The sequence below is a fragment of the Streptomyces sp. NPDC033270 genome, from assembly GCF_055576575.1.
On record NZ_JBVIRA010000043.1, the window covers coordinates 1 to 17,991 of the forward strand.

At 70.8% G+C, this 17,991-nt stretch carries 20 protein-coding genes; 5 read left to right on the plus strand and 15 right to left on the minus strand.

The window, feature by feature from the left end; genetic code table 11:
* The first annotated feature begins 704 nt into the window (after window positions 1-704).
* Window positions 705-3,224 carry a helicase associated domain-containing protein gene (locus ACZ5XZ_RS36825; RefSeq protein ID WP_468986429.1) on the plus strand — a complete coding sequence of 840 codons (2,520 nt, stop codon included), beginning with the start codon at window positions 705-707 and terminating at the stop codon, window positions 3,222-3,224.
* Between the two features lie 94 nt (window positions 3,225-3,318).
* Here ACZ5XZ_RS36825 and ACZ5XZ_RS36830 read toward each other — a convergent pair whose 3' ends face one another.
* On the minus strand, window positions 3,319-3,483 hold the full coding sequence (locus ACZ5XZ_RS36830) for a hypothetical protein (protein ID WP_468986430.1): 165 nt from the start codon (window positions 3,481-3,483) through the stop codon (window positions 3,319-3,321).
* A 72-nt stretch (window positions 3,484-3,555) separates the two neighbouring features.
* Between ACZ5XZ_RS36830 and ACZ5XZ_RS36835 the strand changes: the two genes are divergently transcribed.
* A complete protein-coding gene (locus ACZ5XZ_RS36835; protein WP_468986433.1) occupies window positions 3,556-4,803 on the plus strand; it encodes a hypothetical protein in 1,248 nt (415 codons plus the stop codon).
* A gap of 48 nt (window positions 4,804-4,851) precedes the next feature.
* Here the strand turns inward: ACZ5XZ_RS36835 and ACZ5XZ_RS36840 are convergent, their stop codons facing one another.
* From ACZ5XZ_RS36840 to ACZ5XZ_RS36850, 3 genes are all read right to left on the minus strand, one after another.
* Window positions 4,852-5,079 (minus strand): hypothetical protein, encoded by a 228-nt coding sequence (locus ACZ5XZ_RS36840; protein WP_468986434.1) that lies wholly within the window; start codon window positions 5,077-5,079, stop codon window positions 4,852-4,854.
* Window positions 5,080-5,081: 2 nt separating this feature from the next.
* The gene (locus tag ACZ5XZ_RS36845) at window positions 5,082-5,432 is read right to left on the minus strand and encodes a hypothetical protein (protein WP_468986436.1); all 351 of its coding nucleotides are present in this window, start codon (window positions 5,430-5,432) and stop codon (window positions 5,082-5,084) included.
* Window positions 5,433-5,499: 67 nt separating this feature from the next.
* Entirely contained in the window at window positions 5,500-7,122 is a 1,623-nt protein-coding gene (locus ACZ5XZ_RS36850; RefSeq protein ID WP_468986438.1) for a replication-relaxation family protein, read from the minus strand.
* A 674-nt stretch (window positions 7,123-7,796) separates the two neighbouring features.
* Between ACZ5XZ_RS36850 and ACZ5XZ_RS36855 the strand changes: the two genes are divergently transcribed.
* Complete coding sequence (locus ACZ5XZ_RS36855) at window positions 7,797-8,240, plus strand: hypothetical protein (RefSeq protein WP_468986441.1); 444 nt, start codon at window positions 7,797-7,799, stop codon at window positions 8,238-8,240.
* 272 nt (window positions 8,241-8,512) lie between these two features.
* Here ACZ5XZ_RS36855 and mobF read toward each other — a convergent pair whose 3' ends face one another.
* A complete protein-coding gene (gene mobF, locus ACZ5XZ_RS36860; protein WP_468986443.1) occupies window positions 8,513-10,468 on the minus strand; it encodes a MobF family relaxase in 1,956 nt (651 codons plus the stop codon).
* Between the two features lie 305 nt (window positions 10,469-10,773).
* Here mobF and ACZ5XZ_RS36865 point away from each other — a divergent pair, with 305 nt between their 5' ends.
* Together ACZ5XZ_RS36865 and ACZ5XZ_RS36870 are read left to right on the plus strand one after the other, a co-directional pair.
* Window positions 10,774-11,112: a hypothetical protein gene (locus ACZ5XZ_RS36865; protein ID WP_468986445.1), complete on the plus strand. Its 339-nt coding sequence runs from the start codon at window positions 10,774-10,776 to the stop codon at window positions 11,110-11,112.
* Window positions 11,113-11,186: 74 nt separating this feature from the next.
* The gene (locus ACZ5XZ_RS36870) at window positions 11,187-11,363 is read left to right on the plus strand and encodes a hypothetical protein (protein ID WP_468986447.1); all 177 of its coding nucleotides are present in this window, start codon (window positions 11,187-11,189) and stop codon (window positions 11,361-11,363) included.
* A gap of 111 nt (window positions 11,364-11,474) precedes the next feature.
* Here the strand turns inward: ACZ5XZ_RS36870 and ACZ5XZ_RS36875 are convergent, their stop codons facing one another.
* The 10 genes from ACZ5XZ_RS36875 to ACZ5XZ_RS36920 all read right to left on the minus strand — a co-directional run bounded on the left by ACZ5XZ_RS36875 (window position 11,475) and on the right by ACZ5XZ_RS36920 (window position 17,912).
* The gene (locus tag ACZ5XZ_RS36875) at window positions 11,475-12,563 is read right to left on the minus strand and encodes a ParB/RepB/Spo0J family partition protein (RefSeq protein WP_468986448.1); all 1,089 of its coding nucleotides are present in this window, start codon (window positions 12,561-12,563) and stop codon (window positions 11,475-11,477) included.
* A complete protein-coding gene (locus tag ACZ5XZ_RS36880; RefSeq protein WP_468986450.1) occupies window positions 12,564-13,331 on the minus strand; it encodes a ParA family protein in 768 nt (255 codons plus the stop codon).
* 380 nt (window positions 13,332-13,711) lie between these two features.
* Window positions 13,712-14,308 (minus strand): hypothetical protein, encoded by a 597-nt coding sequence (locus ACZ5XZ_RS36885; RefSeq protein ID WP_468986452.1) that lies wholly within the window; start codon window positions 14,306-14,308, stop codon window positions 13,712-13,714.
* Window positions 14,305-14,451 (minus strand): hypothetical protein, encoded by a 147-nt coding sequence (locus ACZ5XZ_RS36890; protein ID WP_468986454.1) that lies wholly within the window; start codon window positions 14,449-14,451, stop codon window positions 14,305-14,307. The genes ACZ5XZ_RS36885 and ACZ5XZ_RS36890 overlap by 4 nt, the downstream gene beginning before the upstream one ends.
* A gap of 6 nt (window positions 14,452-14,457) precedes the next feature.
* A complete protein-coding gene (locus ACZ5XZ_RS36895) occupies window positions 14,458-14,925 on the minus strand; it encodes a hypothetical protein (RefSeq protein WP_468986456.1) in 468 nt (155 codons plus the stop codon).
* Between the two features lie 10 nt (window positions 14,926-14,935).
* Window positions 14,936-15,421 carry a hypothetical protein gene (locus ACZ5XZ_RS36900; RefSeq protein ID WP_468986458.1) on the minus strand — a complete coding sequence of 162 codons (486 nt, stop codon included), beginning with the start codon at window positions 15,419-15,421 and terminating at the stop codon, window positions 14,936-14,938.
* Between the two features lies 1 nt (window position 15,422).
* A complete protein-coding gene (locus ACZ5XZ_RS36905) occupies window positions 15,423-16,250 on the minus strand; it encodes an Lsr2 family DNA-binding protein (protein ID WP_468986460.1) in 828 nt (275 codons plus the stop codon).
* Between the two features lie 8 nt (window positions 16,251-16,258).
* A complete protein-coding gene (locus tag ACZ5XZ_RS36910; protein ID WP_468986461.1) occupies window positions 16,259-16,789 on the minus strand; it encodes a WhiB family transcriptional regulator in 531 nt (176 codons plus the stop codon).
* A complete protein-coding gene (locus ACZ5XZ_RS36915) occupies window positions 16,786-17,241 on the minus strand; it encodes an ASCH domain-containing protein (RefSeq protein ID WP_468986463.1) in 456 nt (151 codons plus the stop codon). The genes ACZ5XZ_RS36910 and ACZ5XZ_RS36915 overlap by 4 nt, the downstream gene beginning before the upstream one ends.
* Window positions 17,238-17,912, minus strand: a complete 675-nt coding sequence (locus ACZ5XZ_RS36920; RefSeq protein ID WP_468986465.1) for a GGDEF domain-containing protein — start codon at window positions 17,910-17,912, stop codon at window positions 17,238-17,240. The genes ACZ5XZ_RS36915 and ACZ5XZ_RS36920 overlap by 4 nt, the downstream gene beginning before the upstream one ends.
* Between the last annotated feature and the right edge of the window lie 79 nt (window positions 17,913-17,991).

Consider the following 17,991-nt stretch of genomic DNA (forward strand, 5'->3'; position numbering starts at 1 on the left):
GATCTCCCGCGGAGCGGGTCCCTTCGGGCTGCGCCCGAAGAAGCGAACCGGGTCGCTACGCTCCCCGGCCGCTCCCGCTCCGCGTGAGCGGATGCGGCTCGCTCCGCTCACCGCCAGGCGGCACGCGCTGCGCGCGCTGCGCCAACCGCAGGGCATCCGGCCCGCGTTGCGGACCGGGGCCGACCTCCGGCCGACCCGTGGCCTCCGCTGCGCTCCAGCCACCCCAGGGCGCACCCCTCAACTCCCGTGCGGCCAGGCGTGCCACGCTCCGCGCGGCCCGCCCACCAGGCTCACGCCACAAGCAGCAGCAAAAGGAGGAGTGGTGACGGGCAGTCGGGACAGGTGGGGGAGTCCGGGGGCCGGCCACCCGGAGAGGGAGGGTGGACTGAGGGGGCGTCAAGGCTTCGGATTGGCTTGCGATAAGGCAAGACTAACAGCTTTCAGCCACGTTCGGGGGAATCTCGGCATTCTGTGTGCTTCATTTTTGAAGTCGAGATACGCTATGGACTCAGAGCCCACCACCCCGGACAGCTCCGGAGGGTTATCGAGATCCATCACAGGGCCTTGCCGGTGCTCCGGTGGGGCAAAGCAGTCAGCCGACCGCGTCAGTTCAACCGTAGCCACTGCGACTCCTCCACGTGCAGGTTTCCCGTTTCCCACCGTCCGAATCGACCGGACGGCATCCCAGGATAAGGCAGGCGAATATGTCGAGCACAGACCGCGCTGACCAGCGCGAAGCAGCCCAGCGAGAGGCCATTGACGCGGTCGTGCGCGCTCTCGAATTGCCTGCAAGATCACTTGTGCCCGAACGAGGGCTTCGAACGCAGGTGATCATGGCGACCGGGTCCGGGAAGACCCGGGTGGCGGTCCGCAGCGCGGAGGAGCTCCACGCGGGCCGTGTGCTGGTGCTCGTGCCCTCGCTGGACCTGCTCGCCCAGACCGAGGCCGCGTGGCGCGAGGGAGGCCGCCGGGGGCCGATGATCGGGGTGTCCTCGCTGCGCGGTGAGGAGGTGTCCTTCCCCAACACCACGGACGTGGACGAGCTGGTGGAGTGGACGCGGGGCCTGGACAAGGTGACCGTGTATGCCACGTACGCGAGCCTGGGGCTCGGCACGCTGGAGCGGGCGCACGCCGGGGGTCTGGCGGCCTGGGACCTGATCGTCGTGGACGAAGCCCACCGCGTTTCGGGCCGGATCGGGAAGCCGTGGGCGGTCGTCCACGACAACCAGAAGATCCCGTCCCTGCGCCGCCTGTACATGACGGCCACGCCCCGGCTGTGGCAGCTCGGGGACGAGGACGAGGCTGGCGCACCCGGCGAACTGGTCGCGAGCATGGAAGACGACCCGGAGGGCCCCTTCGGCAGCAGGGCGTTCACTTTGACGCTTTCGGAGGCCATCGACCGGGGAATTTGTGCCCCCTACCAGGTCGTATGCGTGGACGTCACCGACACCGCGCTCCAGGCCGCGCAGCTCCTGGGCGCGGAGGGCCGCTCGGCAGAGGTTCGCGGGGCCCGGCTCGCCGCGCTACAGACCGCCCTGGTGAAGGCGTCGGCTGAGGAGAACTTCCGGCGCACGCTCGTCTTCCACCACATCGTCAAGGAAGCCGAGGCGTTCGCGGCCGGCCTTCCGGACGTCGCCGCACAGCTGCACGCCAGTGACCCGGAGCTGTACCCCAAGACGATCTGGGCGGACTGGCTGTGCGGCGACCACAAGCCGCTCCACCGCCGCCGGCTGCTCGGGGAGTTCGCGGCCGGGATCGCCACGGACGGCACTGTGGTGGAGAAGTGCTTCCTGTGCTCGGTGAAGGTGCTGGGCGAGGGCGTCGACACGAAGAACTGCGACTCCGTGTACTGGGCGGATGTGCGCGGGTCGATGCCGGACCTGGTCCAGGCGGTGGGGCGGGCGCTGCGGATGCAGCCGGGCGAGGGGAAGATGGCCTCGCTCGTGGTGCCGGTGCTGCTCGGGCCGGGCGAGACGGCGGACAACATGCTCACCAGTCGGGCGTTCGGCGGGTTGGCCAAGCTGTTGGAGGCGCTGCGGGCGCACGACGCGCGGATCGTGGAGAACCTCGCGGAGCAGCAGGCACCGAGCCGCTACAAGCCCGTCAGCAAGGACGAGAGCGGGAAGAGCGCGGGCGGGAGCGGTGAGGGCTCCGGGGGCGTCAGTGCCCCCGCCAAGGCCCTGCTGAAGTTCTCCACGCCCCGCGATCCGGCCGCGCTCGCCGCCTTCATCAACCTGCGGGTCCTCAACCCGGAGCACGAGCACTGGCGGCGCGGGATCGAGGCCGCAGTCATCTTCGCCCGCGAACACGGCGACCTGCGCGTCCCGTTCACCTACCGCGTCCCCGAAGGCGAAGAGGCCGAAGGGGTCGGGTGGCCGGCCTCGCTCGCAAACTTCCCGCTGGGGCAGTGGACCGCCGACGCCCGCCGCTTCTACGCCCGCGGCGACATGGACGAAGACCGCATCGCGCAGCTGGAGAAGCTCGGCATGGTCTGGTCGCACTTCGATGTCGCCTGGGAGGAGGGTCTGTCGGCAGCGCGTGGGTGGGCCGCCGAGAATGGCCACCTCCTGGCGCCGCTGGATGCCGCCCACCAGGGCTACAAGGTGGGCATCTGGTTGAAGAACGCGCGGGCCGCCGCCCGGCGCGCCCAGGAGCTCGAACAGCGCCAGGCGGAGGGGCTGCCGGTGGAGTCCTGGGCCGGGGCGATGTCGCCGGAGCGGCGCGAGCAGTTGGAGGACATCGACCCCTCCTGGTGCCCCACCTGGCCCGTGGAATGGCAGAGGGCGTTCCATCTCACCCGCCTCCACCTCGAGGAGGTCGGTGGTGAACTGCCCAGCGAGCCCGGCGTCGTCGTGCACCAGGGCGAAGATCTCGGCCGATGGGTCCGTGCGCAGCGTCTCGGCTGGGACAAGCTCACGGGCGTGCAGCAGTGGATGTGCGAGCAGGTCCTCGGGATCGAGCCCGCCACCGAGGAGGAGAGGCCGAAGCCGCGCCGTACGCAGGCCGACAAGTGGACCGCGAACCTGGCGGCCGCCCGGCAGTTCTTCGAGCGCGAGGGCCACCTGAAGGTCCCCCGGAAGCATGTCGAGACCGTGCTCTCCGAGGACGGCTGGGAGCTCCAGTTCCGTCTGGGGGCGTGGGTCAGCAACCAGCGGAGCAGGGCCGCGACGCTGTCCCCGGAGCGGGTGGAGCAGCTGTCCGAGGTCGGGATGCGGTGGTCGTGATGGGCGTCGTCATCATCGCGGCCGCCGCGCTCGCCGCCGGCTATCTGCTCGGACGTCTTCGCCCGTGACGGCGTGCAGGCGACTGGGCAGCCGATCAGGTCCGCTTCACCGGGCCGTGGGCCCGGGGCATCTCCGGCCACCAGGCCGTCGTCGTCCCGGTCCATGTCGTCACCGCGCCGCGCACCAGCTGGCGCATCATGCGCGCCCCGGCCGCCGACACGCGGGCGCCGGCGCCCCAACGCGATCCGGACTGGGCCACCCAACGCACCCGCACCCGCACCGACCAGGGAGAAACAGCGTGAACACCGACGGCACCAATCGGAGGAAGACCATGACGACAGCACGCAGCGACTTCGAGATCCGCATGGCGGTTCGCCAGGAGGTCACCGGCCTGACGTACGAGCAGCTGCGTGAGCTGATCTCCGCCGACAGGGACGGGGCAGACCCCGCGGACCGGCACGCGGCGGCGGTGCGGATGACGGAGCTGAAGCGGATCCGAAATCTGGTGAGCCAGCAAGCCTTCGGATGCGGGTACACACCTGCGGGCGATCCGGAGGAGCGCGGACAGGGGCACCCCGCGTCCGGCGGGGTACGGCCGCCCGAGCAGCGGGGGCTCTACCAGGTCCTGGCCAGGTGCACCGAACCGGAACACCCCGGAGCCTCGGAGGTGACCAACCGGGCCACCGCCGACTCGGTCGAGGAGGCCGCAGTGATGGTGCGCCGCACGAAGGAAGGCAACCTATACGGGCCGCCGGGCCTGTACCGAATCGTGGAGGTCTTCGAGGACACGCCCTCGAACTCAGCACGGCACATCCAGGAGGCACTCTCGCAGGCCGCCGCCGAGACCGGGCAGGCCGCGGCCGCCGTGGTCGGCGCCTACGAACCCGCCCCCGAAGCCACCGGCCTCTACGAGGTGCTCGCCGACTTCTTCCACCGCACCGTCGTATACCCCTGGCACCTGGCCTACCCCGGCGACCGGGGCGACGGCAGCACCTCCCAGCAACCACGCGGCAGCGACCACGGACGCACCCTGGCCCGCCTGCTCCTGGCCCACCTGGAAGCACTGGACATGCCGCTGGCGAACACTGCCCGGCACGCGCCGAGCGCGCCACCGGCGCACGACGCGGACGCCTACGGGCAGGAGCTGGCCCCGGTGGAGGAACCGTCTCCGGCTCCGGCCGTGGCGCTGGACGCGAAGGACGTCCTGGCGGCGGCGGAACGGTTCCCGTGGGCCCTGGCCGCGCCCGGCGAGCGCCACTGGCCGGACGGGGAGTTCCTGGACGTCGCGCTGAGCGCGGTGCGCGCCGAGGAACGCGAGGGGTACATCGAGCGCCTGGAGGTGTTCGTGGAGCAGCACCGCGACCGCTTGGAGGAGCTGCTGCGGGCGTACGGGCCGGGCAGCAGGCCCGCTTCGCACGGCCGGTACGCGCTGATCGGGCAGCCCGAGACCCTGGTCATCCTGGAGCAGATGGAGACCAACCCCTTCGGTCTGCGCGCCCAGTGGGAGAAGGAGCTGGAGACCGTCTTCCTGGACGACCTCGAGTTCGCGTGGGGGCCGCGTATCCGCCTCAGCCGGTGAGCAGCGGGGCCGGGCAGGGTAATCCTGTCCGGACCCGCTGTCGTCGGGTCAGCCGAAGTCGAGCGTTTCCTGTGCGAAGTCGGCCGGGGCTGGGCTGGGCAGGGGCGGCGGCGGTGCGCCATCCTGGCGCGCGGCCTCCCAGCGCTCGATGAGCTCGTCCTTCCATCCCTTGGGCGGGGGCCACGAGACACCCCAGGCGGCGAGCTGGTCACGCTTCCAGCCGCCGGCAGGCGTACGGGCGGCTTCGACCTCTTCAGGCGAGGGCAGGCCGGCCATGCTTAGCGACCGCCCATGAGGAACAGGGCCGACGCAGGGTTGGCGAGGCTCTTGGCCAGCTGCTCGCTGTCGGCCGCGACGGTCCGAAGCTCTGCGGCGGTCGTGGCCACCTCGCTCTTCGGGTCGCCCTGCTCCACCGTGACCTTGTCGTTGGCGGCCAGCAGCTCCAGGACGTCGGCGGTCTGCTCGAACGCCTGCGGGAGCCGCTCGACCAACGACTTCAGCGCCTGGGTGGCTTCCGACAGAGCGGGCGCCGACAGGTCCTTCGCGTCGTCCAGCACCACGCGGTTGAACTCCTCGATCAGGTCTCGGGCCTGCCGCGCCAACTTCGCCGGATCCGTCTTCGCCGCCATGTGCTCGCCCCTCGCCGCTGGAATGGTGGCCCTCAGTGTCCCAGAGCGAGAACGGCGACAGGCCGCGTCAGCCGCGCAGACGTGAGAACCAGCCGGTGGCCTTCCGCTGCTCGGGCACCGCCTGGTCCTCCTCCTGGTGCTGGTCCGGCCAGGCTTCCTGCCATTCGGTCTCGAACCGCCGGTCGCAGTCTCCGCACAGAGACGGGCGGGGCTCTTGAGCAACGCCCCAGCCGACGCGCTCGGTCGCCTTCCATCGTTCGTCGGTGAACTCGGCACCGCAGTCGGTGCAGACGGGACGGCGGGCGTTCCGCTGGAAGTCGTGCGGCCCTACCTCGCCACGCACCGGCTCCTGGTGCTCCTGCTTGTCAGCCGCTTGGCTGACGGCGGCGCCGACCCTCTGCTTGCAGTCGTCACACAGGTGCGGGTGGGTGTCCCTCGGGGTGCCCCAGTCCGTTGCCTGGGCCGCCTCCCACCGTTCGTCGGTGAACTTCGCCCCGCAGCCGGTGCAGACGGGACGGCGGGCCTCACGCTCGGCTGCCTTCTTCGCGGTCTGCTCCTGGGCCGCCCGCCGCACCTGTGCCTGGTACTCGTCCTGGCGGACCTTGGCCGCTGCCCGGGCGCGGGCATCGGCCGCCTCGCGGCGGGGGTTACCGATCGCTTCCCGCAGGGGCTGCATGTGCTCGCGGCCGAAGCGGAGAAACACCGGTCCGGCCGGGCCGTCCTTGCGCAGGTTGTTCAGCCCGGTCGCGATGATCGGGATCCGCCCGTCGTAGTGGTGGTGGCCGCCCTTCTGCCGATCGCCCTCCCACAGGTGCCGGGTGAGCTCCATCAGGCGCGGGATCGTGAGGTTGGGGTTGCGCTCGCCGACCCGGTTGAACACCAGCAGCACGGGCGGGTGCGTCCGGTCGCCGGACCAGGTCTCCGGAGCCGTCCAGCGGGTGCGCCACATCGGGCGCTCCTTGCCGTCGGTGTCCTTCATCTTCCGCCGGAAGAACCGGGCGTACTTCTCCAGCTTGTCGGCGAGCTCCTCCGCGGTCTCGTGGCAGTTGTCGACCTCGATGAACAGCAGCGGCACCTGGTCCTGCGGGGCGGTGAGGACGATGTCGGCCTGGGCGCCGCCCTTGCCGGGCGCGTTCCATGTGCCGGTGGCGGGCAGCGGGACCTCGGTCCAGTACGAGGCGATCGTGCCGATCCCGGCCGGCTCGTCGACGGCGGCCTGCGCGGCGGCCCGGACTTCGGCCGGGTCGTCGGCGAGCTTGGCCATGTTCGGCTTCGGGCGCAGCATCGCGATGACGGTCTCGTTGACGGCCATGGGGTGTGAGCCGCCGCTGGAACCCGCACCGCGTGCGGTGGAACCCATCTCCGTCACCGGGCGCCGCAGCTCGTAGGAGGCAGCCTCCAGGCCCTTGGCGGTCAGGTTCCGCAGCCTCTCCCCCGTCCCGGTGGAGCCGCCGGTCTCGGCGAGGCCGTGCTTGCGCATGTCGGAGAGCGCACCAGTGTGCGAGGCGGTGCGGGCCGTCTTCTGCTCGGACGGGGTGTCCTTGTCGGTGTGCCGGAAGTTCAGGTGCGGAGCGCCGATCCGCTGGATCTGATCAGTCGTCGCGACCTTCAGCGCTCCGAGCACGCGCAGCACGTCACCGCGGAAACTGTTCGTCGACCCCGCCGGGTTGGTCTTCCGCTTCCCCGCCATCAGCTCTGCTCCCTCGTTGCTCGCGACTGGCCACCGGCTGGGCGCCGGCCGCGCCTGGCCTGGAAGGGCGTCCGGGCCCCCCGGAACCCGATGATCTCCTCCACTACTGACATCAGGAGTAGAGAAGAGGGTTGTGACGGCGCAGTTTTCGCGCCGATTCCCATCCTGACCAGCAAGTTTCCCCTACCCCCAGGTGTCGGGCACCAAAGGGGGTTCCCAAGTGCCCCCCGAAGTGGGCGCTCAAGGAGCCCACTTCGGCTTGCCCGGTGCTGGTCGGGTCCATGGCCGGGGTGGGCGTGCAGGGCGCCGGCTGGTGGGCGACGTGTGGTCATCGTCGTGGCTCCTTCGCTTCGGACTGCCCTTGGGCGGGCGGTGATCGAGGGAGCAGCGTGCAGGGTACCCCCATGTCCGCGGTCTGACGGGCGCTGGTAGCGAGCGTGGTCAAGGAGAAACGCGGCGGTGGTCGGGCGGCAGCCGACCTGGACAAGGGGTCGGGGTCGGGCTCGTGGTCGGGCCGACCACGCTGGACAAGGGGGCCGAGTTTGACCCTTGCAGCCCGATTCATCCCGTCTGATGGGGAGGGAGAGTTCTCCGTCCTCTGTCCACAGGTCAGCACGCCGACCATGCGAGGACGACGCCGTGGTTCGCGCGGCGGCCATCGTGAGGAGAGCTTGATGCCGTACCTGATCCCGTCCCGTACACCGCTGACGCCCGAGCAGGTGGAGCGGGGCTTCGACTACCTCCTGGCGCTGCAGATGGGTGGCGCCGGCGCTGTCGCCGGGCGGGCGGAAGCGGACCCGCAGCTGGCGTTCGTCCTGCTGCGGCTGGCCGAGGACATCGTCTGGCCCGTCACGACCGTGGACGGGGAGGCCGACCCGTGCGCGGACTCCTTCGCGCTGGACGAGGTCGGGTGCGCGCTGCTGTCCGCGCTGCGGGACTGGGCGCGGGACTCCCCCACCACGGCGGTGCCGGGCATCGCCCGCAGCATCATCCGGTTCACCGCGAACGTCATCCCGGACCCCGACCACCCGGACACCGCCGACACCCTGGAGGCGATGCGCGATGAGCGCCTGGTGCTGGCGCACGCGGTGCACTCCGTACCCGGTGCGAACCGGTAGCCGCACCACCGTGGGGTGGATGCGCACCGGTGCGGCCAGCGGCGCGGGAGTGCTGCGCATCGGGTGCGCTCGGTGGGGTGGAGCGGGCCCCGGTGGGCGGCGCGTTTCCCCTTGACACGGGCCGTGGTCAAGGGGAGATGCGGCGGGTACACACCGGGTGGATGCAGAGCATCGTGCCCGGCGATGTCGCCCACTCCCGCACGATGTCGCCCACTCCACTCAGTGGAGTGGATGCCGTGCATCGCCGGTGCGAACCACGGCATCGGGTGCACTCAGTGGCCGGCCTCCCGGCCGCGATGCGCACCGGGCTGCTCCGGGCGGTGCGCCTGCTGGTCGTCCTCGCGCACCGAGTGCGGCCTCTCGGCATCGTCGCGGTGCGCGTAGCGGTCCATGGTGGCGCGGGCCCGGTCGGCCGCCGCGGTGAAAGCGTCCTGGAGGTGGCGCAGCCGCTCGGCAGTGAGATCGACGGCCTCCACGTCCGTGCGGGATTCCTTCAGGGCCGACAGCGCCGTCATGGCGAGCGGCGACCTGGGCTCGGAGTCGTCGGCGCCGGAATCGGCGTCCGGGAACGGGATGAGGAGCTGCTCGGGCATCGCGGCCTGCTGGTGCGTCACGACGTCGTACAGAGCGCGGCCGGTGCGGCGCGCGGTGCGCAGCTGGGCGCTGAGGGCGGTGGAGGCGATGACCGCGCGGTCGTAGAGGAGCGGGACGCGCGGGATGTCCCACTCCCCCGGCTCCAGGGGCAGGCGGGGTGTGTCCGGGTCGCCGGGGCCGGCCGGGGGCCGGTGGTCGGTCTCGGGGTTGGCGTCCGGTGGGCGGCGGCGGGTGGGCGGCGGGTCGTCCAGGAGCCAGCGGGCGGTGTAGAAGCGGTAGGCCGGCATGTGGCCGCGCAGCGTCTTCGGTTCGGTGATGTCCAGGCAGTGCGTGGTGATGGCGGCGTCCACGATGTTCTCGTCCAGGCCGGGTTCGCGGCGGCGGCCGCGCAGGACGAGGGCGAGGTGGCGGCGGGCTTCGGCGAGCAGGTGTCGGCGGTGGAAGGAGCCGTCCTTGTTCGTCACGAACACCATCGCGGTGACGTCGACGGCCGCCAGGGCGACGTCGACCACGGCGGCGATGCGGGCCCGGATCGCCGCGGCTGCGGCACGGGCGCGCTCGAGGAGGGAGTTGATGACGTCGACGGCCACCCCGGAGGTGAGGATCGCGCTCGCCTTCCACCACGCGCGCAGCTGCGTGAGCGGCCGGGCCTGCTGCTTGGGCGGGCGGGTCATCTTCGCCGCGATCCGGTTCAGTTTGGCGCGGGCCTGCTCCGAGACCACGGGCGCGAACTTCAGGTTGCCGTCGTCGTCGACGGCGGTGACGTACTCGTGCTCCAGCTCTGCCAGGCAGGCGGCTATCTGGTCGCTGCGCCGTGAGGTCCAGCGGATCAGCTCGTGCGGCACCCCGGCGAGCTCCATCACCGGACGGCGCCCGGCGGTGACGGTACGCGGCTCGGAGGCCAGCCCCAGCGCCTCACACACCTCCATCATCACGGTCTCGTTGTAGAGCGCGGACGCGGCGACGGTGTTCTCGAACAGGACCTCCGAGTGGACCGAACCCCACTTCCCGTCCAGACGCTGCCCCTTCACCGACAGCAGCAGATGGTCATGGAGCAACGGCATACCCGACCGTGCCTCGTAGTGGCGGAAGCGGGCGGCGACCAGACCGCCGGGCGGCCGGACCTGATAGACGCCGTCCTTGCCGTACCGGATCACCGCCACCTCGTCCTCGATCCACTCCAGCACTCTCTCGATCGCCCGCTCGTGCGCGGCCTCGATCACCCGCCGGGTCTCGTCATCACCCAGCGCCCACAGAAGGTAGACCGTCGGCTGCGGACGGAAGACGAAGTCGACTCCAGTGACCTTCACGCGACGACCGAGGGCGCCTGCCTTCCACGCGGCCTTCGGTGACTTGCCCGCGGCCAGCTGGTCGGCCTCGATCAGATCCGCGTGCGGGTGCCGGCCCCCCTCCCCGAACAGGTTGCGCAGCTGCGCCTCGGTGACGACGTCCCCGGCGGCCAGGCCGAGGGCGGCGAGTCCGCGGCCCATCCATCGGCCGGCCGGGACACCGGCCTCCTCTTGCGCCTCGCGGAGCGGCGTGCGGGCCGGGCGGCGACCGTCGCCGACAACGGTCTGGCGCAGGTAGTAGCGGTACATCTGCCCGGCGGTGATCAGCTTGATATCCGTCGTCATGCAGACCACGCCACACGGCCCTGACCTGCAAGAAGAGCCAGATCAGCGGTACGTCCCGCCTGGCGGGCGCCGTAGCCGAACTTTCTTCCCGCGTGCCCGTCAGGCGGGAAGCGGCTCCAGCCGGAACGCCAATGTCATCGCTCTCCGGCAGCCCTTCACACCACCCCCGACAACCGCCCCACAAGCCGGACCACACCAACGAGCACCAAGACGCGCGCACCACCAACAAGCGCCGCCCCTACAGGACGAACACCCCTCAGCCCTCGGCACCGCCGGGGGCTTCGTCGTGCTGCCCGGAGGACACCGTGCCCACCTACGAGTCGCTCCCCCGCTTCACCGCCGACCTCCAGCGCCTCACTCCCGCCCAGCGCCGGCGGTTCCGCCGCGTCGTCCTGGACGCCTTCGTCCCCGACCTCCGCACCGGGCTGTTCCGGCCCGGCCTGCGCATCAAGGGCGTCCGCTGCGCGCCGGGCGTCTACGAGCTCACCTGGGCGCCGGACGGGCGCGCGACGTGGTCGTACGGCCGGGAGCAGATAGCCGGGGCCCGGCACATCGTGTGGCACCGGATCGGGACCCACAGCATCCTGGACCGGCCCCTGACCGAAGGCCGTCTTGCGGGCGCGGGTCACCGGTTGGTTGGCTGATCGTTCCGATGACCAGGAGGGGACACAGCGTGGCAGCGAACGAGGCCGGGACCGAGTCGGATCACCTAAAGTCGTTGATCATCAGCACCGCACAGGAGCTGTGGGAGGACAAGGACGCGCTGGGCAAGTTCCTCAACGTCGTCCGCCGCAGCGAGACGTTCGCCCCGCTCGCCGACACCCTGGAGCAGTCCGAGGTCCGGCCCGCGAAGCCCACGTTCTACGGCGTGAAGAGCACCGAGTTCCAGGACTGACTGGGCGCGGGGCGCGCCGGTCTCCGCTCGACGCCCGCAAATAAGGCGGCGGCCCCACCAGTTGAGGTGGGGCCGCCGCCATTTCCAGCGAAAACGCTCAGGCCGGGTGGGTCAACCGGCCACAACCTGACGTTCTCTGTGCTTATTGAGCAGGTCCAGCATCTTGTTGAACTCGTCCGTCGGCATCTTGTGGATCAGGTAGCGCGCCGCGGCGACACCGTCTTCGTAGGGGAACAGCTTGGGCTGCTGGCCCCCTTCCCCAGCCCTTGCTTCGGGTGGGGTGGCCTGTCCAGGGACGGCTGGCGCGCCCTCCTTCGCCGCGTTGGCAGGAAGCTGTTGCTCCGTGGCAGCCGGTTCCTCCGGTGCTGGGTCGACCGAATCCGTTTTACGGCCGTAAAACGGATCGGCCCCCTGCTGCCCAGCCCCGGCAGGCGGCTCACCTGTCACCGGCTTGGGAGCAGCAGGCGTCTTGGCTGCCTTCTTGGCTGCCGACCGCTCAGCAGACGCTGCCGTCCGCTGCTTCTGCTCGTCTTGCCACCATGCCAGCTGTTCTGCGCCGTCCCATTCGTTGTCTCGGGCCAGCTTCCCCAGCGATCGCGCCGCATCGAGCGGCATGGCCTTCTTCCGCACCAGGTCCTGAACCTCAGGGGCCAGGTGGGTGAGCAGGATGCGCTGGGTGACCCACCCATCGACCCGCTCGAAGTGCTGGGCTACGGCGCGGTTGGAGCCGAACTCGGCAACGAGGGATTGGACGGCGTATGCCTCTTCGATGGGGTTGAAGTTCTGCCGGTCGACGTTCTCGGAGACCACGGCCTCCATGAACGTCTTGCGGTCCTTGGCCAAGCCGTCGTCGACAACACAGTTCAGGGTGGGGCTGCCGGCGGCTACGGCGCCACGGTATCGACGCTCCCCGGTGACGAGGACGTAGTCGACGTCACCGACCCGCTTCGCGTGGTCGGGCCACAGTTTCAGGTAGGCGCTGCGGCTGACGGCAGGGCATGCCTGGATCTGGCGGCGTCGCAGGCTCTTCCCGAGGTCGATCAGCTCGGCTTTGGTGCCGAAGTCGGTACGCGGGTTGACCAGGTTGGAGGCAAGCCGGCTGAGCGGAACACGGAGTAGGCGGCCGTCGGCTCGGGTGTCGACGACTGGGGTGTCATCGTCATCGCCGAAGAAGTCGTCGAACTCATCGTGCTTGGCCATCTATCGGCCTCCTGCGTACTTCTGGCGGCGGAGCTGGTGCTCCAAGGCGAGTGACACGAAGTCCTGCTTGGCCTTGGTGGCGATGTGGTTGGACTCGTACTGGGTGCAGAATCGCCCGTTGGTGATGCCGCGGGTGTGCGGCTTGTAGTGCCGGACGGTGGCGTTGTACTGCTCCCACCCTCTGCGTTGGACGAGGCTGATGGTGCGGTCTCGGTCGGCGGTGCCGTCCCGGGGGTCCCAGTTGTTGACGACGACACCGTAGGGAATCTGGCGGGGGACCAGGACTCGCTCAACGGTGACCCTGGTCGGGGTGAAGGCTGACCCCTCAGCTTCGAGAGGGACGATGACGTCGTCAGCAACGTCGAGGACGGCTCGCAGCGCGTCTCCGGTGGTTCCGTCGCCCAGGGGGTCGATGGACTCGTCTTCGTCGTCTTCGGCCTTCAGCGGCATGAAGCCTGGGGTGTCGACGATGATTATGTCGGCCTTGGCACGCCGAAGGCGACGCAGCTTGTCGATGCTCTGGCTTGCGTCGACTACACGGAAGGGGACTGGCCTGCCGGCCTTCCTGACCTTCTCAGCATGTTCGATGCTGGTGCCCTGGGGGTCTATTGAGACGACCGCCACGGACGGGCCGTCGCCTGCCGTCTCGCCTTCGGCATCGACGACATCGCAGCCGAGGATTTCGGCGTAGACCGCAGCGAGGTTGACCGTCATGAGTGACTTGCCAACGCCGCCCTTACGGTTCAAGAGCACGGTGATGTAGGGCATGTACTGCTCTCCGACTACTTCCCGGGAACCCGGTACTTCGGATGGACGGGAAGCATCCTCTCAGATGATCAGAGGGGGTCCAGGCGAGGCGTGCGGGCGCGCGTGGTTTTACGGCCGTAAAACCGCGCGAGTCAGGCGAGCTGGCTGCCGCATCGAACAGTCCCAGCGCGGCTGGTTTTACGGCCGTAAAACTGCCCATGAGCTGACTGCTCCAGAAACGCAAAAGAGCGGCCCCCGCCGCCCGGACCGAGGTCTCCGGGCGACGGGGCCCGCCGCCAGCTCCTGATCTGTCCCGGAACGCAAGAAGGCCCCGACTCCGGCGTATCGCGGAGTCGGGGCCTTCTGGTGCGTCACGGGATCATTTTGGACCGGTCACCTCGTCACGGCCTGCGACCGCAGCGGCTGCATGGGGAGACGGCGGGACGTACGGGCGCGCCGCGGTGGAGGGCCAGGAGGTCGTCGGCGCTGGTGGTGGGGTGCCAGAGCTGGCCTCGGCAGCTGCGGCGGCGGCATGGGATGGCGGCCTCGAACATGCCGGTGCCCGCATGGAGTCGTGTCTTCATCTCCTTGCCGCGCACCGCGAGCGCGCCATGGTGGAAGTTGCGGTCTTGCCAGGACCAGGTGAGGAAGTGGGCGATCTCGTCGCCGAAGAGCGCGCGGGCATGCTGTGTGGCGGTGAAGTCGGCCGGGGGCGGCAGTCGGCCGGTGAGGAGGTCGGTGATCGGGTCCTCGTCCGGCAGGAACTGCAGGGTGGTGGAGTCGATGCGGCCGCAGTGCGGGCAGCGGGCGGGGCTCCGGCCGCTGCCCAGGCAGTCCTGGCTTACCTTCTCGCCGCAGCAGGGGCAGTGGTGGGCGCGCCGGTATGCCTCGGTGCCCAGCTGGTTGCCGCAGCCCTTGCAGGTGTACGGCTCGGGGCCGGGCTGGAAGGGGGCTGCTACGACGGGGAACTCGCGGCGGTGTTTGGGGCAGGCGGTCACGCGGGGGCCTCCTGGTCGCGGGCGGGGTGGGTCCAGGGAAGGGCGAGGCCGTCGCCGGCGGCGCGGGGCACGAGGTGGCCGTGGAGGTGGGCAGTGACGTCGGTGGTGCGGCGGGTGAACTGGTCGAAGGCGGTGGTAGGCATCGGCCCTCACATTTCCTGGTCGGGGTCGGGGAAGGGCAGCTGGTGGAGCGCGGCCGTGCGGGTGCGGCCCCGGGCGGGGCGCGGCGGGGTGGGCGGCTCGGTGCGCACGAGCTCGGTCTCGGGGAGGAGTCCGAGCTGTCCGGCGGCGGCCGCGCGGGCGGCGAGGGTGAGCGAGCGGGTGACCCGGTGGTGCCCGTGATCAATCCGCAGATGACACAGCTGGCAGGCGGCGATCAGGTTCTCCTCTCGCACGTCCTCCGGCTGGTGATTGAGGTGGGCGGTGGTCAGGCCGACCACGGAGCCGGTGTCCGGGTGGATCTGCTCGTGGACGGCCGGGCAGCGGCCGCCGGGGTGCGCCAGGCCGCAGTGGCCCGTGCACTCGCAGCGGCCGCCTGCCCGCTCGAACCGGACCCGCGCACTGATCGCATTCCAGTCGCGCGGGTACCGGTGCAGGTTCTCGGGACGGATGGGCACGGCGGCTGACTCACTCGCCGCCGGCGGCCTGGCGCTGCTCGAAGCCTTCGAGAAGTTCGCCCAGGCCGCTCGGTTCGGGCGCGGTGCCGACCCAGTGGCCAGCCTCGGTGAACACCTCCACCGCAGGAGTGTCCGCGTCGAACCAGCAGACGTAGGCCCCGTACCGCTCGATGACCGCCGTGGCCACGGCGGCCGGGTCAGACATCAGCGGCGCAGACTCCAGCACGGTCAGCTCGGTTACGACCAGCCACATCGGCTCGTCCGGCGTGCGGGGCAGCCGGAGGTAGCCGGTGACGCGGAGCTGGTCGCCGGGCACCAGCTCGTGCAGCACCGTGTGCGCCATCTGCGGGTCGGCGACGCTGCACGGCAGGATCATCTCGTCCGTGAGCTCGTCCGTCGGAGAGACGGTGAGCCGGAACCGCGCCGTCGACCCGTGCAGGTCGCCGGGCACGGTCTCTTCGTCCAGGAAGCCGTCCAGGGCTATCGCGTCACCCATCTCAGCTGGCCTTCCGGGTCAGCGTCTGGTGGGCGGCGTCGAATGCCTCCAGGACCCGCTTCGGGACCATCCCCGCGTCAGCGACCTTGTGACCGTTCTCGCGCGCCCAGGCCCGGATCAAGGCGAGCTCCTCCTTGGTGCGTCCGCTGCCGAGCCCGGTACGGATCGGGGTGGGCGCGGCCGTCGTCGTGGCGGTGGCCTGGCGGGTGCCGGCCTTCACGGCGCGCAGCTGCTCTTGGGCCTGTTCCAGTTCAGCCCGGAGCTTCGCGACGCGCTGTTCGGCCTCGTGCTGGGCGTCGTCGCTGGCGCGCCGGTCGGTGAGTTCGGCGAGGTGGCCGCGGACCCGGGCAGCCTTGTTGCGGATGCCAGCCGTCGGGTGGGCCTCGGCCCAGGCGAGCAGCTGCTCCACCGTGTCGCCGGTGACGGCCTCGCCGGTCGAGGTGGCGGCGTCCTTGTCGAACTGCTCCTCCTGGGCGTTGACCATGGTGGTGATCTCCCGCTCGGACAAGCCGGTGGCTGCGGTGATCTCGGCGATGCTGGCGTCGGCGTAGTACATGGACAGCGCCGTGGCCTCGAACGCGTTGGGGGTCGGGGTCTTCGGGGTCTGCACCATTGCGGGGGCTCCTTCGGAGGCGGTGAGGAGGGGGAGCAGGGTGGTGAGGGTGTCGTCGTCGCCGGGCAGCCCGAGGATGTCCAGGAGGCGGATCAGGTCTTCCTTGCTGCTGGCCTTGCGGGCAGCGGTCCGCGCGGCGGCGGCCTGTTGCTCGATGGTGTTCGGGGTGAAGGGCAGGCCCTCGGCTTCGAGGGCCTGCTGCCAGTCGGTGAACATCGCGGCTCCTACGCGGCCTTGAGGCCGGCCACGAGTCGGGTGAGGTTGCGCTGCTGCTGCTTCGAGGTGGGCGGCAGGCGGGACGGCATCGGGCCGTTCATCTGGCGGTCCAGTGCCACGATCCGCGCCTCGTTCACGGTCGGCGGGGTGTTGCGGGCCCTGGCCGTCCGCTCGCGACGAGCCTGGTCGTGTTCGGCCACGGCGTCGATCCAGTCCGGTCCGAGGCGGTCGATGAGGCGCTGGCGCAGGACGTGGCGCTGGCGGGGCGTGGTGGCGGCCCAGATGCCGACGTCGGTGATGTCCTCGTTCGCGAGCGCCCACTTCAGGCAGTCGGCGACCAGGGGGCAGCCGGAGCAGGCGGTGCGCGCGGCATGCAGCTGCTTCTCAGTCTTTGTGCGGTTCCGGCCGCGTTCGCTGTGGTCGAGGTCGAACAGGGCCGGTTCGGTCTGGCAGCGGGTGGGGGTGGGGCTGTAGGGGAAGGGGATCCGGGCGTCTGGGGCAGGGAATTTGGTGGCGTTGGCGACGCCGGTTCGGCTCATGACGGGACCTCCGTGAGCTGCTGGGCGAGGTCGGGGAGTTGGACGAGGAACTGCTCGAACACGGCGAGCGGGACGCGCCACGGGCCGAGCTGCCCGTCGCACGGGACGGGCAAGGCCAGCGGGTGGACGTCGTCCAGGTCCAGGTGGACACGCTCGGGCTGCGCCCAGGGGCTGCACGGCTCGCCGGTGTCGGTGTGGGAGCCGGTGATGCGGACGATGCCGAGGACCGCGCGGGTGGGCAGCTCCAGGCCGCGGATCGTGCGGGCCACGAGCGGGTTGCTCAGGGCGGCCCGGTCGATCTCGGCTCCGGCGTGCAGCAGGCGCCAGCCCGGCGCCCAGGCGCGGGGCCGGTTCTCCACGCGCTTGTCGCCGTGCAGGATGCAGGCCGCCCAGGGCTGCTTGATGGTGATGCCGCGGATGTGGTCCGGGGCGTACAGGGTCGGCGTCTTCACGCGGCGGCTCCGAGGGTGCTGGTGCCGGGCCGTCCGGCGCGACGGCCGTTGATGGACGGCACGGCGGCGTGCTGCGGTCCGGCGAGGACCGCGCGGCCGGAATGCTTGCCGTCGTACATGGCGGCGTCCGCGCCGCGCAGCAGCGCGGACAGCTCGCGTGTCCCCAGGGCGTCGGGGCTGGCGGCGCCGACGGAGGCGGCAACGTCGACCAGGCGGCCGTCCACGTCGACCGGTTCGGTCAGCACGCGGACCAGTTGGGCGAGGCGTAGTGCACGGCGGCTGGGACCGATGCGGGTGGCGACGGCGAATTCGTCGCCACCGAGGCGTCCGACGACTCCACGGGTGCCAGCCCACTGGGCGAGGCGCTCGCTGGTCGCGGTCAGCGCCCGGTCCCCGGCGGCGTGGCCGTGGGTGTCGTTGAGAGCTTTGAAGTGGTCGAGGTCGACCAAGAGGACCAGGGCGGCGTTGCCGTACCGGTTGATGAGGTGCTGCGCGCGGCGCTCGAATCCGTCGCGGCGCTGGGCGCCCGTGAGCGGGTCACGCTGGGCGGTGGCCAGGCGCCGGTGCCAGATGACACCGTGCGCGGTCCAGCCAGCCAGCGGCAGAGCTGCCGCGGTGAGCAGCAGGGCACGTTGGCTGGGATGAGTCTGTAAGGGGGCGGTGACGTTCATACTGGGGGTTCCTCTCTCGTACGTGTTGCGGGATCGAGGCCCGGGACGGGCGCCAACGGCGTCCAACCAAGTCGCCCGT

Coding starts and splice junctions, on each gene's coding strand:
- ACZ5XZ_RS36825 (WP_468986429.1), top strand. CDS start 705: ATGTCGAGCACAGACCGCGCTGACCAGCGCGAAGCAGCCCAGCGAGAG.
- ACZ5XZ_RS36835 (WP_468986433.1), top strand. CDS start 3,556: ATGACGACAGCACGCAGCGACTTCGAGATCCGCATGGCGGTTCGCCAG.
- ACZ5XZ_RS36840 (WP_468986434.1), bottom strand. CDS start 5,079: ATGGCCGGCCTGCCCTCGCCTGAAGAGGTCGAAGCCGCCCGTACGCCT.
- ACZ5XZ_RS36845 (WP_468986436.1), bottom strand. CDS start 5,432: ATGGCGGCGAAGACGGATCCGGCGAAGTTGGCGCGGCAGGCCCGAGAC.
- ACZ5XZ_RS36850 (WP_468986438.1), bottom strand. CDS start 7,122: ATGGCGGGGAAGCGGAAGACCAACCCGGCGGGGTCGACGAACAGTTTC.
- ACZ5XZ_RS36855 (WP_468986441.1), top strand. CDS start 7,797: ATGCCGTACCTGATCCCGTCCCGTACACCGCTGACGCCCGAGCAGGTG.
- mobF (WP_468986443.1), bottom strand. CDS start 10,468: ATGACGACGGATATCAAGCTGATCACCGCCGGGCAGATGTACCGCTAC.
- ACZ5XZ_RS36875 (WP_468986448.1), bottom strand. CDS start 12,563: ATGGCCAAGCACGATGAGTTCGACGACTTCTTCGGCGATGACGATGAC.
- ACZ5XZ_RS36880 (WP_468986450.1), bottom strand. CDS start 13,331: ATGCCCTACATCACCGTGCTCTTGAACCGTAAGGGCGGCGTTGGCAAG.
- ACZ5XZ_RS36890 (WP_468986454.1), bottom strand. CDS start 14,451: ATGCCTACCACCGCCTTCGACCAGTTCACCCGCCGCACCACCGACGTC.
- ACZ5XZ_RS36900 (WP_468986458.1), bottom strand. CDS start 15,421: ATGGGTGACGCGATAGCCCTGGACGGCTTCCTGGACGAAGAGACCGTG.
- ACZ5XZ_RS36905 (WP_468986460.1), bottom strand. CDS start 16,250: ATGTTCACCGACTGGCAGCAGGCCCTCGAAGCCGAGGGCCTGCCCTTC.
- ACZ5XZ_RS36910 (WP_468986461.1), bottom strand. CDS start 16,789: ATGAGCCGAACCGGCGTCGCCAACGCCACCAAATTCCCTGCCCCAGAC.
- ACZ5XZ_RS36920 (WP_468986465.1), bottom strand. CDS start 17,912: ATGAACGTCACCGCCCCCTTACAGACTCATCCCAGCCAACGTGCCCTG.